This is a genomic window from Kitasatospora sp. NPDC097643 (genome assembly GCF_040302625.1).
In the GTDB taxonomy this organism is placed as follows: domain Bacteria; phylum Actinomycetota; class Actinomycetes; order Streptomycetales; family Streptomycetaceae; genus Kitasatospora.
In genome coordinates, this window is record NZ_JBEOSA010000028.1 from 18,236 (window position 1) to 31,447 (window position 13,212).

At 75.3% G+C, this 13,212-nt stretch carries 12 protein-coding genes; 8 read left to right on the plus strand and 4 right to left on the minus strand.

Going from position 1 to position 13,212, the window contains the following annotated elements:
- Positions 1-38 precede the first annotated feature (38 nt).
- Positions 39-797, minus strand: a complete 759-nt coding sequence (locus ABTY15_RS19265; RefSeq protein WP_350592157.1) for a hypothetical protein — start codon at positions 795-797, stop codon at positions 39-41.
- A gap of 173 nt (positions 798-970) precedes the next feature.
- Entirely contained in the window at positions 971-1,687 is a 717-nt protein-coding gene (locus ABTY15_RS19270) for a DUF3152 domain-containing protein (RefSeq protein ID WP_350592161.1), read from the minus strand.
- Positions 1,688-2,090: 403 nt separating this feature from the next.
- Between ABTY15_RS19270 and ABTY15_RS19275 the strand changes: the two genes are divergently transcribed.
- From ABTY15_RS19275 to ABTY15_RS19290, 4 genes are all read left to right on the plus strand, one after another.
- The gene (locus ABTY15_RS19275) at positions 2,091-2,975 is read left to right on the plus strand and encodes a S1 family peptidase (RefSeq protein WP_350592164.1); all 885 of its coding nucleotides are present in this window, start codon (positions 2,091-2,093) and stop codon (positions 2,973-2,975) included.
- Between the two features lie 165 nt (positions 2,976-3,140).
- Entirely contained in the window at positions 3,141-4,043 is a 903-nt protein-coding gene (locus ABTY15_RS19280) for a trypsin-like serine protease (protein ID WP_350592168.1), read from the plus strand.
- An 83-nt stretch (positions 4,044-4,126) separates the two neighbouring features.
- On the plus strand, positions 4,127-5,002 hold the full coding sequence (locus ABTY15_RS19285; protein WP_350592172.1) for a pirin family protein: 876 nt from the start codon (positions 4,127-4,129) through the stop codon (positions 5,000-5,002).
- Positions 5,003-5,139: 137 nt separating this feature from the next.
- Positions 5,140-5,808: a TetR/AcrR family transcriptional regulator gene (locus ABTY15_RS19290; protein WP_350592178.1), complete on the plus strand. Its 669-nt coding sequence runs from the start codon at positions 5,140-5,142 to the stop codon at positions 5,806-5,808.
- A 17-nt stretch (positions 5,809-5,825) separates the two neighbouring features.
- On the opposite strand, the gene ABTY15_RS19295 is transcribed toward ABTY15_RS19290, so the two are convergent.
- On the minus strand, positions 5,826-6,395 hold the full coding sequence (locus ABTY15_RS19295) for a DinB family protein (protein ID WP_350592184.1): 570 nt from the start codon (positions 6,393-6,395) through the stop codon (positions 5,826-5,828).
- Between the two features lie 116 nt (positions 6,396-6,511).
- Here ABTY15_RS19295 and ABTY15_RS19300 point away from each other — a divergent pair, with 116 nt between their 5' ends.
- The 4 genes from ABTY15_RS19300 (at position 6,512) to ABTY15_RS19315 (ending at position 12,356) form a co-directional block, all read left to right on the plus strand.
- Positions 6,512-7,474: a helix-turn-helix transcriptional regulator gene (locus ABTY15_RS19300; RefSeq protein WP_350592191.1), complete on the plus strand. Its 963-nt coding sequence runs from the start codon at positions 6,512-6,514 to the stop codon at positions 7,472-7,474.
- 248 nt (positions 7,475-7,722) lie between these two features.
- Positions 7,723-10,464, plus strand: coding sequence for a helix-turn-helix transcriptional regulator (locus ABTY15_RS19305; RefSeq protein ID WP_350592195.1), 2,742 nt, complete (start codon positions 7,723-7,725; stop codon positions 10,462-10,464).
- Positions 10,465-10,654: 190 nt separating this feature from the next.
- Complete coding sequence (locus ABTY15_RS19310) at positions 10,655-11,527, plus strand: NAD-dependent epimerase/dehydratase family protein (protein WP_350592199.1); 873 nt, start codon at positions 10,655-10,657, stop codon at positions 11,525-11,527.
- Positions 11,520-12,356 carry an MBL fold metallo-hydrolase gene (locus tag ABTY15_RS19315; RefSeq protein WP_350592205.1) on the plus strand — a complete coding sequence of 279 codons (837 nt, stop codon included), beginning with the start codon at positions 11,520-11,522 and terminating at the stop codon, positions 12,354-12,356. Before ABTY15_RS19310 ends, ABTY15_RS19315 begins: the two co-directional genes overlap by 8 nt.
- A 60-nt stretch (positions 12,357-12,416) precedes the next feature.
- Here ABTY15_RS19315 and ABTY15_RS19320 read toward each other — a convergent pair whose 3' ends face one another.
- Entirely contained in the window at positions 12,417-13,169 is a 753-nt protein-coding gene (locus ABTY15_RS19320) for a maleylpyruvate isomerase family mycothiol-dependent enzyme (RefSeq protein ID WP_350592210.1), read from the minus strand.
- Positions 13,170-13,212 lie beyond the last annotated feature (43 nt).

Here is a 13,212-nt window from a genome sequence, read left to right on the forward strand (position 1 = left end):
GATCCGGCGGGGCGAGGCCAAGACCCGGAGTGTCAGGGCTACTTGGCGGCGGCGCGGAGCTTGTCGAGCTGCTTCTTGACGGTGGCCTGCTCGGGCTGGCCGGGGTCGGCGAGGGCCGAGTCGCCGATCACGGTCACGACGTCCCCGGTGCGGACGGCGACGTAGCCGAGGGACTCGCACGGGGCGTTGTCGCAGTTGTCGGCGCTGACCTTCTCGTTGAAGGCCAGGGTGGCGTCGCCCACCGCCTGGTAGGTGGCCTTGCTGAAGCTGATCTTGACCGTGGGCTGGCCAGGGCTGGTGGCGTTGAAGGCCGAGCAGGATCCGAGCGCGGACTCGGCGGAAGCCATGGCCTTCGCCGCCTGGCCGGCGGCGAACTGGCTGAGCTGGATGGCGGTGTACTCGCGCCCGTTGGAACCCTGGTAGAAGCCGAGCGCGGAGGCGGGCGGCGGGGTGGCCGCGTCGGCGGTGTCGACGAGGTCGAGCAGCGGCTGGCACGCGGGCTTGTCGGCGGTGCGCTTGTGCTTCGCGCCGGCGGCCGGGCCGGTGGTCGACCGCTTGTCGTCGGCGTCGAGGTCCTTCGGGGTGAGCAGGGCCTTGACGAGCTGGTCCTGGGTGAGGGCCTTCCCGGCGGGGGCGGCGGTGCCCGTGCCGACGGACGTGGGCGCAGCGGTCGCGGCCGTGGGAGCGGTCGTGGTCGTGGTCGTGGACTTGTCGTCGTTGCCGGGCCCGCAGGCGGTGGCGGCCAGGGCGAGCGACGAGAGGACGCCGGCGACGACGATGGTGCGCAGAGAACGCATGGTTGGTATTCCCCCGAGTGACAGGTGGTACGCCGAGAACCGTTCGGCGCTCGGAACCGCAGCGGCTGTTGAGTGATCAACTGCTGCTGACGGCGGATCAACGTACCGTATGACCGCGACATCGAGCATCGTGGGACCAGGCCGTCACGATCTTGCTACAGAGCACTCCGGGATCAGGGGGCAGTCGAGGAGGCCGACGGGGCCGGGAGGGGCGGGCCGGTGAGCAGGGTGCCGGTCTCGGAGTAGGGCCAGCCGTTCGGGACGCAGCCGTGCAGGCCCTTGATCTGCTGCATCATCACCGGCGCCGGGGCGCCCGCCGAGGGGCAGTCGACGTGGCCGTTCCCGAGGACGTGGCCGACCTCGTGGTTGACGGCGAGGGCGTGGTAGAGCTCGGGCCTGCCGGCGTAGAACTCGGACAGCTCGTCCCAGCGCTTCACGTTGAGGACGACCTGGTGGCCCGCGCCGCAGTTCACCGCGCCGCCGGTGTCCAGGCCGTACTGGCCGCAGATCCGGTCGGTGGTCTCCGGGGTGGCCAGGTAGACGGTGAAGTCCACCGGGTCGGCCGACTGGCGCTGGAAGGACCAGGTGCCGCCGGCCGCCCAGCCGCGCTGCACGTTGCCGAGGACGGCGTCGACCTCGGCGGCGAACTGCTCGGGGCTGCGCCGCAGGCCGTCCTCCACCCGCACCTTGTACCGGAACAGGCGCTCACCGGTGCCGAAGCGCGGTGAGCCGCCGGTGGCCGTGGTGAACTCCAGCGGCCTGGCGCGGTCGGTGCGGTCGGGGTGCCACGGCTGCCACCAGAGCAGGCCCGCGGTCAGCGCGGCGACCACCGCCAGGGCGAGCGCGCCGGGCCCGCCCCGCCACCTCCGGGACCTCGCGAGCAGCGTCACGGGCGGCTCCGCCCGGTGCGGTGGCGGGGTGTCGGGAGCGGGCCCGATGTCCGGCGGTGCCGGGGCGGGTTGGCCATGTGGTGCCTCCTGTGACCGGGGCTGACGGACGAACGGCTGTACCAGGAGGAACGCGGCGAACCGGGCGATTGGTTCAGTCCGCGGCGGTGGCCGCCGGCTCCGGGGCTGGTCCAGGCCTTTGCCCGGCCCTCGCCGGAGCCTTTTCCGAAGCGTTGTCCGAAGCCTTGTGCCGTCCTGCGGCGGTGCCCATACTCTCCGTCAGCGCCTGTCAGGGGCAGATCACCCACCGTCGTTCCCCACGAGCGCCGGCGCGCGTCCGCGTACCGCCTGACTGCGCCTCACGGCCCCCAACCCTCAGGGGCCTCTCACTCCTTGGAGGAGATCAGTGAGGATCCAGCGCACCACCCCCCACACCGGCATCGTGAGACGCACCCGTCTGCTCGCCGTGGCCGTCGGCCTGCTCTCCGCCACCGCGGTCGCCGCGCCGAGCGCCGTCGCCGCCCCCGCCCCGTCCTTCGGCGCGGCCCAACTGGCCACCGTCAGCGAGGCCGTGCTGAACACCGACGTCGACGGCATCGCCTGGTACACCGACGCCGCCGCCGGCCGGGTCGTGCTGACCGCCGACAGCACCGTCTCCCCGGCCGCGATCGCCAAGCTGCGGCACGCCGCCGGGGCGAACACCGCGTCCCTACGGATCCAGCGCACCTCCGGCAAGCTCACCCCGCTGCTGGCCGCGGGCGACGCCATCTACGGTGGCGGGTACCGCTGTTCGCTCGGCTTCAACGTGGTGAGCGGCAGCACCTACTACTTCCTCACCGCCGGCCACTGCGGGAACGTCGCCAACACCTGGTACACCAACTCCAGCCAGAGCACGCTGATCGGCGCGACCGTCAACTCCAGCTTCCCGGGCAACGACTACGCCCTCGTCCGCTACGACAACAGCGGGCTGAGCCACAGCGGCGGCTTCTCCTCCGCGCCGGACGCCTACGTCGGGGAGTCGGTCAAGCGCACCGGCTCGACCAGCGGCACCCACGGCGGCACCGTCACCGGGCTCAACGCCACCGTGCGCTACTCCGGCGGCGGCACCGTCCGCGGCATGATCCAGACCAACGTCTGTGCCGAGCCCGGCGATTCGGGCGGTCCGTTGTACGACGGGACCAAGGCGCTGGGCATCACCTCCGGCGGCAGCGGCGACTGCCGCACCGGCGGGACGACCTTCTTCCAGCCGGCCAACGAGGCCCTCGCCGCGTACCACGTGAGCGTCTACTAGTCCGTCGACCGGCCCGGCCGGGCCGGTCGTGTGCGGCGGCGGTCCGGCCGAGCCACCGGCGTGTTCCGGGCCAACCAGCGGGTGACGTCAGGGAGTTCACCTGCGGCCGGTGCGCAGTACCGCCGCCGGACCACCCGGCGGCGCCGGAAGGAGCTTCGAATCCCCATGCCGATCAGCAGCATTCCCGCCGCCCTCAGACGGGCCGGAGGCGCCCTCGCGGCGGTCTCGGCGGCCGCCGGGCTGCTCGTGGCCGCGACCACGCCCGCCGCGGCGATCAACTCGTACAACGCGACCCCCGCGCCGGAACGCACCGAGGTCGGGGCGCTGGTGGTGCAATGGGACGACGACGCGAACCCCGCCACCCCGGACCGGGTGGACTGGATGTGCTCGGGCACGATGGTCGACCGCGACACCTTCCTCACCGCCGCGCACTGCACCAGCGACTGGCCGGCCGGCGCCCGCTTCTACGTCTCGCTCGACCAGGACGTGCAGTCCGGCCTCGACGCGGCCCGGGCCGCGCACCCCGGGGACCCGGCCGCCGTCGCCGCCGCGGTCGCCGTCGAGGGCGCGGCCCACCAGGACCCCGGCTACCCCGGCCCGGCCGCCGACCCGCACGACATCGCCGTCATCCAGCTCCCGGCGGCGGCCGTCGCCGCGCGCTGGACCTTCGCCCCGGCCGTCCTGCCCACCGAGAACCAGCTCGGCGCGCTCGGGCCGCAGGGGCTCAACGCGACGGCGTTCGTCACCGCCGGCTACGGCACCCAGGAGGCGCAGCGCGGCCCCGGCGGGCTCACCCACCCGGGCGGCGGCGTGCGGATGAAGGCGCCGGTCGGCTTCGACGCGCTCAACGCGCCCTGGATCCGGCTGGCGATGACCGCCCGGCAGGGCAACGGCGGCGCCTGCTACGGGGACTCCGGCGGGCCCAACTTCGCCACCGTCGGCGGCCGCTTCCTGCTGGTGGCGACGACCATCACGGGCGACGGGCCCTGCTACGCCACCAATGTGACCTACCGGCTCGACACGCCCGTCGCCCGGGCGTTCCTGGCGCCGTTCGTCACGCTGCCCTGAGCGTCGGGGCCTGTCCGGCAAGGGCGAAAAACTGAACTGTTCAGTCTTGACACTGAACCGATCTGTTTAGTTTCATGGATCCCATGAACGCCACCACCGCCGCGCTGCGGTCCATCGCCCAGATCGTCGAGCCCGTCCACACCTACGAGGGCGAGGGCTTCCCCGTCCGCCGCCCCTTCCCCGGTCCCGACCTGCCCTTCCTGGACCCGTTCCTGATGGTCGACCAGGTCGGGCCGGTCGAGCTCGCCCCCGGTGCGGCCAAGGGTGCGCCGCCGCACCCGCACCGGGGCTTCGAGACCATCGCCTACGTCATGGACGGCGACATCGAGTACGCGGACTCCGAGGGCCACCGGGGCGTCGTCCCGCCGGGGGCGGTCCAGTGGCTCACCGCCGGGCGCGGCATCGTCCACTCGGCCCTGCCCACACCGGAGTTCCTGGCCTCGGGCGGCCGTCAGCACAACCTCCAGATCTGGGTCAACCTCCCGGCCCGGCTCAAGGCGACCCCGCCCCGCACCCAGAACGCCGCGGCGGCGCGGATCCCGGTCGTCGCGGCGGCGGACGGCGGCGAGCTGAAGGTGATCGCGGGCAGCACCCACGGGGTGACCGGGCCGTTCGACACCCACGTCCCGGTGCTGGTGGTGCACGCCCGGCTGGCGGCGGGCGGCCGGGTCGAGTTCACCGTCCCCGGCCACCACAACGCCGCCGCGTACGTCCTGTCCGGGGCGGCCGCGGTCGGGGGCGCCGCGCTGGCGGACGGTCACCTCGCCGTGTTCGCCCAGGACGGCGAGCGGTTCGCGGTCGAGGCGCCGGACGGGCCGGCCGAGGTGCTGGTGCTGGCTGGGGAGCCGATCGGCGAGCGCGTCGCCCGCAGCGGCCCGTTCGTGATGAACACCGTCGAGGAACTGCGCCAGGCCCAGCTGGACTTCAGCCGCGGGCTGATGGGTCGGCTGCCGGCCTGACCGGGGCAGACTGAACGGTTCAGTCCGTATACTCGGCGCTGCCGCCGCCCCTCCCACCCGGGGCGCGCGACTGCCCCCCGCCCGTGACTGCCCCCCGCCCTCGACTGCCCCCGCCCGCGACCGAAGGAGCCCCCGCCATGGCCGACGACCCCCTCGCCCCGGTGGACGAGCGCGGCTTCCCGATCATCCCGGACCCGTCCGACGCCGCCCTGCGCAAGCGGCAGGCCATCATCGAGGCGGCGGCGGCCGAGTTCCTGCGCGAGGGCTACGCGGCGGCCGCGATGGACGCCATCACCAGCCGCTCGGGCGTCTCCAAGGCCACCATCTACAAGCACTTCGGCAGCAAGGAGCGCCTCTTCCTGGCCGTCGTCGGCGGCATCCTGCCGAAGGCCTACGCCGACCTGAGGCCGCTCGACGCCGCGCCCGCCACCGCCGCCGACCTCCGGGCCGCGCTGATCGCCCTCACCGTCGACCTGGCCCGGATCGCGCTGCGGCCCGACATCATGGCCCTGCGCCGGCTGGTGATCGGCGAGCTCGACCGCTTCCCCCAGCTCGGCCGGCTCTGGTACCAGGTCAGCTACGACCTGAACAACCGGCCGCTGGTCGAGGCCCTCACCGAACTCGACGCCCGCGGGGTGCTCGCCGTCGACGACCCGGCGCTCGCGGCCCAGCAACTCGTCGCCACCACCGTCGGGGTGCCGCAGCTGATCGGCACCTTCGAGCCGCGGGACCGCCCGGACGAGGCCGCGCTCGCCCGGATCGCCGCCTCCGGTGTGGACCTCTTCCTGGCCCGCTACGCCCGGTAGCCCCCGGGGCGGACGGCTCAGCCCATGGACTTCGCGCCGTCCAGCGACTCGCGGATGATGTCGGCGTGGCCCGCGTGCTGGGCGGTCTCGGCGACGAGGTGCATCAGCACCCGGCGGGCCGAGTACTCGGCGCCCGGCTCGAACCACGGGGCCTTCGGCAGCGGCTGGGTCGCGCCCAGGTCCGGCAGGGTGGCGACCAGTTCGTCGGTGCGGGCGGCCACCTCGGCGTACGCGGCCAGCACACCCGCCAGGGTCTCGCCGGGCAGCAGGCGGAACTCGTCGGCCCGGGCGGCGAGGTCGGCCTCGGTCCAGTTCATGAAGTCGGGGAACGCCGACGGGCCCTCGACGATGAACCGCGCCCAGACCCGCTCGACCGAGGTCACGTGCTTGATCAGGCCGCCCAGGCACAGCGCGCTGGCGGTGGTCCGCAGGCCGGCCTGCTCGTCGGTGAGGTCGCGGGTGGTGAACCGCAGGAAGTGCCGCTGCTTGGCCAGGGCCGTCAGCAGGTCGGCGCGCTCCCCGGTCAGGGCGGCGGTGGCGGCAGTGTCGATGGTGGTGGCGGCGTTGGCGGTCTGGGATGCGGTCATGGTGAGGCCTTCCGTCTGGTTACTGTGGTTCCTGCTCCGTCGGACAACCACCACTCTAGGAAGCATTGCGGCCACTTCCTGTCCTGAATTCACGGAGCCGGGAGAGAATCGACGGCATGGCGAACACCAGCAACCGGACGCTGCGACTGCTCTCCCTGCTCCAGACCCACCGGTACTGGCCGGGCGGTGAACTGGCCGAGCGGCTCGGCGTCTCGGCCCGCACCCTGCGCCGGGACGTCGACCGGCTGCGCGAACTCGGCTATCCGGTCGAGGCGCAGCGCGGCGTCGACGGCGGCTACCAGCTCGCGGCGGGCGCCGCGCTGCCGCCGCTGGTCATCGACGACGAGGAGGCGGTCGCGCTGGTGGTGGGTCTCCAAGGGGCCGCGGAGAGTCCGGTGGACGGCGTCGCCGAGGCCTCGGTCCGGGTGCTGGCCAAGGTGGTGCAGGTGATGCCGGCCCGGCTGCGCCGCCGGGTCGACGCGCTGCGCGCGATGACCGTGCCGGTCGATTGGGGCCGCCCGGCCGCCGCGGGCGTCGACCCGGACGGCCTGACGGTGGTGGCGCTGGCCTGCCGGGACGTCGAACGGCTCCGCTTCGACTACACCACCGCCGACGGCCGGGGCACCGAACGGCACGTCGAGCCGCACCGGCTGGTCTGCCTCGACCGCCGCTGGTACCTGGTGGCGTACGACCTCACCCGGCAGGGCTGGCGCACCTTCCGGCTGGACCGGCTGAGCGCGCCGCGGGGCTGCGGCGACCGGTTCGGGCCGCGCGAGCTGCCCGCCGCCGACGCCGCCGAGTTCGTCCGCGCGGGCCTGGCCGGCTTCTCCCGGTCGTACGAGGTGGAGGCGCTGGTGGAGGCCCCGGCGGCGGTCGTCCGGGAGCGGATCGGGCAGTGGAGCACGGTGGAGGAGGCCGGCAAGGGGCGGTGCCTGGTCCGGCTGAGCACCGAATCGCTGGACTGGCCGGCGCTGGCGCTCGGCGTGGCCGGCGCCGAGTTCCGCGTCCTCGGGCCGCCCGAGCTGGTCGAGCTGATGGCGGACTGGGGCGCCAGGTTCAGCCGCGCGGCCGACCGCTGAGCTGTTCAGCTGGCGGCCAGTCACCCCGGCTTCAGGCCCCGCTACTTGGTCGGATCCACCGGGCCGCGCCCGCCGACTTGGGTATTGTCGGACCTCGGTCCGGTTCGAACGCGTGTCCCCGGAGTGGGCCCGTGCCCGCCGCCGGACCGTCTCGACCCGCTCCGGCCCGAACGAGGAGCAGTCGTGACCGCCAGTCCGCCGCGCCGGCCCGACGAGACGGCGGTCGGCAACACCGCCCAGGGGAAGCGATGTTGAGGGGGCGCCAACCCGAACTGGACTCCCTGCGGCAGCTGTTGGCACAGGCCCGGGACCGCCGCGGTGGAGCCGTGGTGATCCGTGGCGAGGCGGGCGCCGGCAAGACCGAGCTGCTGACGGAGCTGGCCGCCGCGGCCGGCCCGGCCGTGGTGCTGCGCTGCGCCGGGGTCGAGTCCGAGGCCGCGCTGCCGTACGCCGGTTTGCAGGTGCTGCTGCGCGGAGCGCTCGGACCGGCCGACCGGCTCCCGGCCCGGCAGCGGCACGCCCTGCGCGGCGCCGTGGACCTGGCCGACGCCCCGGCCGGGGACCGCTTCCTGGTCGGCGCGGCCGTGATCGGCCTGCTCGGTGAACTCGCCGAGGAGCAGCCGGTGGTGGTCCTGGTCGACGACGCCCAGTGGCTCGACCAGGAGACCGCCGACACCCTGCTGTTCGCCGCCCGCCGGCTCGGCGTCGGCCGGGTCGCCATGGTGTTCGCCGCCCGCGACGGCGCGGCCGGCCCCGCCGCCGTCTTCGGCGGCGGCTGCCTGCCCGAACTGCGCCTCGGCCCGCTCGACCCCGAGGCCGGCGCCGCGCTGCTCGCCGACCACGCGCCCGGCCTGCACACCGCCGTGGCCGGCCGGCTGCTGGCCCTCGCCCAGGGCAACCCGCTCGCCCTGGTCGAACTCGTCGGCGCCCTCACCGCCGCCCAGCGGGACGGCAGCGAGCCGGTCGACGACCGGGAGATCGCCGTCATGCCGGCCTCCTGGCGGGTCCAGCGGATCTTCGACGAGCGGGTCCGCGCCCTGCCCGCCCCGACCCGCGCGCTGCTCACCGTCGCGGCCGCCGACGACACCGGGGACGTCGCCCTCGTCCTCGCCGCCGCCCGGCGGCTCGGCGCCGCCGCCGCCGACCTGGAACCCGCCGAGACGGCCGCCCTGATCCGGCTCACCGGCCACCACCTGCTCTTCCGCCACCCGCTGGCGCGCGCCGCCGCCTACCAGGGGGCCGCGCTGACCGACCGGACGGCCGCCCACCGCGCCCTCGCCGACGCCCTCCCGGCCGGCGGTGACGTCGGCCGCCGGGCCTGGCACCTCGCCGCCGCCACCCTCGGCCACGACGAGCAGGTCGCCGCCGAACTGGAGCGCAGTGCCGAACTGTTCCGCTCCCGGGGCGGCCGGTCGGCGGTCGCCGCCGCCTACCGGCGCGCCGCCCAGCTGACCGCCGACCCCGACACCCGGGCCCGCCGGATGGCCGCCGCGGCCGCCGCCGCCAGCGACGCCGGACAGCTCGAACACGCCGCCGCGCTCGCCAACTCGGCCGGGCCGGGCGGCCGTCCGGAGAACCTCGCCCGACTGGCGACGATCCGGGCCGGCCTCGAACACGGCCGCGGCCGGCCCGAGGCGGCGCGCCTGCTACTGGTCGAGGCGGCGCACGAGGTGACCGGGCGCTGCCCCGGCGTCGGCGCCCGGCTGTTCTTCGAGGCCGCCACCATGGCCTGGGACACCCCCGACCCGGCCGGCGCGGCCGTGGACACCCTCGCCCGGGTCGCCGACCTGGACTTCGGCGCCAGCCCGCTCCAGCACGGCGCCACCGGACTGCTCGGCATCGCCACCGGCGACCTGACCCGGGGCGCCACCGCCCTGCGCGAGTTCGCCGGGCACGTGGCCGACACCCGCGAGCAGCGCAGCCTCGCCGACCACGTCAACCTCCAGGGCTGGGACCTGCTGCTCGGCGAGTACCAGGGCGTCTACGCCCAGGCCGTCGAGCTGGAGCAGGAGTGCCGCGAACAGGGCGCCGTCGGCGTGCTCCCACGGGTGCTGCTCCGGCTCGCCCGCTGCCGGCTCTTCCTCGGCCGCCACCACGACGCCCACGCCACCGCCGTGGAGGGCCTGGAGATCGCCCGCGACACCGGGCAGCGGCAGTTCGTCGCGATGCTCCGCGGCCTGCTGGCGATGCTCGCCGCCCTCGACGGCGACCGGGAGGGCTGCCACCGCCCCGGTGACCCGGACCCCGCCCTCGACGTCCCGCCGAGCCCGACCTGGTACGCCTGGGCGCACGGGCTGCTCGACCTCGCCGAGGGCCGGTACGAGCCCGCGCTGCACCGCTTCGCCGAGGTGGCCGGCGGCCCGCACCGGCACATCGTGGTCGCCCGGCACAGCCTGCCCGACCAGATCGAGGCCGCCGCCCGGCTCGGCCGCACCGCCGAGGCCGCCCCGGTGTACGAGCACTTCGCGCACTGGTCGCAGGCCGTCCGGCCGCCCTGGGCCCGGGCCGTCGAACTGCGCTGCCGCGCCCTGCTCGCCCCCGGCGACGACGCCCAGGCGCTCTACGACGCCGCGCTCGCCGCCCACCACGGCGACGGACGGCCGTTCGAGCAGGCCCGTACCCGGCTGCTGTACGGCGAGTGGCTGCGCCGCCGCAGGCAGCGCGCGGCGGCGCGCGAGCAGCTGACCACGGCGCTGCTGGCCTTCGAACGGATGCGGGCCCGGGCCTGGGCGGAACGGGCCCGCGGCGAACTGCGGGCGGTCGGCGCCGGCCCGGCCCCCGCACCGGCCGGCGAGGGCCTCGCGGGCCGCCTCACCGCCCAGGAGCTCCAGGCCGTCCGGCTCGCCGCGACCGGCATGAGCAACCGCGACATCGGCGCCCGGCTCTTCATCAGCCCGCGCACCGTCGGCTACCACCTGTCGAACGCCTACCCGAAGCTCGGCGTCACCTCGCGTGCCGCGCTCGGCGGCCTGGACCTGGGGGACGGGTAGCACGGGGGCCGGGTAGTACGGGGGCCGGGGGGTGCGAACCAGGTAGCCGGACGACCGGGACCCCGGTCATCTGACGGATCCGCAGCACCCCTGCCCACTCCTACGGTTGGCCCATCGCGCGACTCGCGCGACTCGCGCGACTCGCGCGACTCGCACGACTCGCACGACGAATCACCGAAGGGGAACACCCGTGAAGATCCTCGTCCTGGGCGGCACCGGCTACATCGGCTCCGTCGTCGTCCACCAGCTCACCCTCGACGGCCACGACGTCACCCTGCTGGTCAAGAGCGCCGACCGGCTCGGGCCGGAGGTGCCGGTGCGGGTCGGTGACCTGACCGACCCGGACTCGCTGCGCGCCGCCGTCACCGACGACATCGACGCCGTCCTCGACATCGCGCCCCCGACCGGGGACGAGGCCGTCGACGCCGCCGCCGTGGACGCCCTGCTGGAGCCGCTGCGCGGCACCGGGCGGGCCTTCGTCTACACCAGCGGCGTCTGGGTGCTCGGTCGCACCGGCGACGCGCCCGTCGACGAGGACACCGCCACCGACCCGATCGCCATCGTCGGCTACCGCCCGCGGATCGAGCAGCGGGTGCTCGCCGCGGCCGCCGACGGGGTCCGCGCGATCGTGCTGCGCCCGGGCATCGTCTACGGCCAGGGCGGCGGCATACCGTCCCTGATGCTCGGCTGGGCCAAGTCTGACGGCGTCGGCCGCTACGTCGGCGCGGCCGGCACCCGCTGGCCGATGGTGCACGTGGCCGACCTGGCCGAGCTGTACGCGCTGGCGCTGGCCAAGGGCCCGGCCGGCGGCGTGCTGCACGGCGTGGCGCACGAGGACGTGCCGGTGGCCGCGCTCGCGGCGGTGGCGGACGTCGTGGCGGGCGGTCCGGGCCGGGCCGAGCCGTGGGCGGTCGAGCTGGCCGCCGAGACCCTGGGCGCCCCGTTCGCCGAGGCGCTGGCCCTGCACCAGGTGGTCTCGGCCCGCCGCACCGTCGCCGAGCTCGGCTGGCGGCCGAGCCGCCCGCACGCCCTCACCGACCTGGCCGGGGGAGCGGGTGCCTGAGGACCCGACCCCGGCCGACCGGCTCCCGGTCTGCCGCGCCTGCGGCACGCAGTACGCGGCCGCCCGGCCCGACTGCCCGATCTGCCTGGACGAGCGCCAGTACGTCGGGCGGGACGGCCAGCAGTGGACCAGCCTCGCCGAGCTGCGCGCCGAGGGCCGCACCGGGCGGTTCGAGGAGCAGGGCCCGGACGTGCTGGGCGTCGGCTGCGAGCCCGCCGTCGCCATCGGGCAGCGGGCGCTGCTGCTGCGCACCTCCGCCGGGAACGTGCTCTGGGACTGCGTCCCCTACCTGGACGAGGCGATGGTCCGGGCGGTCGAGGAGCTCGGCGGCATCGCGATGATCGCGGTCAGTCACCCGCACTTCTACGCCGCCATGGTGGACTGGGCGCACGCCTTCGACGCCCCGGTCCACCTGCACGAGGCCGACCGGTCGTGGGTCGGTCGGCCGGACCGCTCGCTGCGGTTCTGGTCCGGCCGGACCCACCGGCTGACCGACGAGCTGACGCTGATCAACCCCGGCGTCCACTTCCCCGGCAGCGCCGTGCTGCACTGGTCGGCCGGCCAGGGCGCGCTGTTCACCGGCGACGTCGTCAACGTCGGTCCGGACGGCCGCTGGGTGAGCATGATGCACAGCTTCGCCAACCACGTCCCGGAACGCCCGCAGGCCGTCCGCGCCGCCGCCGAGCTGCTCGGCCGGTACCGCTTCGAGCGGATCTACGGCGGCTGGTGGCACCGGATCGTCGCCGCGGACGGCAACGAGGTGCTGGCCCGCTCGGTCGAGCGCTACCTCCGCCAGACCGCCGAGGTGGCGACGGGCCGGGTCGACTGAGTGCCTCCGGCCCGTCGCGAACGGGTGGGCCGGCTGGCCCATCCGTCGCGAACGGCCTTGTCAGAAGGCGGAGTTGGCGAACCAGTGGGTGAGCAGTCCGTCGTCCCCGCGGACGTCGAGCCCGGCGGCGGTGCGGTCGAGCCGCCCGTAGAGGAGCAGCAGCAGCTCGGCGGCGCCGCCCCGGATCTCGGCGTCGGCGGATTCGCCCCCGTCCACCAGCCCGAAGCCGTCCGGCCGCAGCCGGACCAGCCAGTCGCCGCCCCCGTCGGTGGCGGTGAAGCGGATGGTCCGGTCCGTGCCGCGCAGTTCGGCGGTCTTCGGGGCGAAGACCGCCGCGTGCGGCAGGTTGACCAGGAACTCGGTCACGCCGTCGGCGGCCAGCACCGGGTCGAGCTCCGGGGTGCGCCCGAGCGCCAGCTCCGCGTCGACCCGGTGCACCAGGGTCTCGAACAGCATTCGCCGCACCCAGAACCGGGCGTGCTGGTCCACGCCCCAGGCCCACATCGGCGCGTCGAGGTCGGTCTCCGCGAAGGCCGTGCCGGCCTCGGCCGCCGCCTGGGCGAGCCAGCCGGGGTAGTCGGCCGTCTGCTCGGGCAGCCGGAGGTCGACCTCGCGGCTGCGGGGCGGCTGCTGGATCCGCTGCCGGAGCAGCACGGTGAACCAGCGCTGCACGCTGCCGGCGTGGCGGGTGAGGTCGGTCAGCGTCCAGCCCGGGCAGCTGGGCACCGGGGTGGACAGGTCGGCGTCGCGCAGGACGGCGACGAAGCGCTCGGTCTCCGCGGCGACGGCGGCGCCGTGGTCGATGGTGGTCATGCGGGTGCTCACTCCTGCGATCGGTGGGGTCGGTACCGGGGGC

Bases quoted from the DNA above. Each gene is read 5' to 3' on its own strand.
- ABTY15_RS19265 (WP_350592157.1), bottom strand. From the start codon at position 797: ATGCGTTCTCTGCGCACCATCGTCGTCGCCGGCGTCCTCTCGTCGCTC.
- ABTY15_RS19280 (WP_350592168.1), top strand. From the start codon at position 3,141: ATGCCGATCAGCAGCATTCCCGCCGCCCTCAGACGGGCCGGAGGCGCC.
- ABTY15_RS19285 (WP_350592172.1), top strand. From the start codon at position 4,127: ATGAACGCCACCACCGCCGCGCTGCGGTCCATCGCCCAGATCGTCGAG.
- ABTY15_RS19290 (WP_350592178.1), top strand. From the start codon at position 5,140: ATGGCCGACGACCCCCTCGCCCCGGTGGACGAGCGCGGCTTCCCGATC.
- ABTY15_RS19295 (WP_350592184.1), bottom strand. From the start codon at position 6,395: ATGACCGCATCCCAGACCGCCAACGCCGCCACCACCATCGACACTGCC.
- ABTY15_RS19300 (WP_350592191.1), top strand. From the start codon at position 6,512: ATGGCGAACACCAGCAACCGGACGCTGCGACTGCTCTCCCTGCTCCAG.
- ABTY15_RS19305 (WP_350592195.1), top strand. From the start codon at position 7,723: ATGTTGAGGGGGCGCCAACCCGAACTGGACTCCCTGCGGCAGCTGTTG.
- ABTY15_RS19320 (WP_350592210.1), bottom strand. From the start codon at position 13,169: ATGACCACCATCGACCACGGCGCCGCCGTCGCCGCGGAGACCGAGCGC.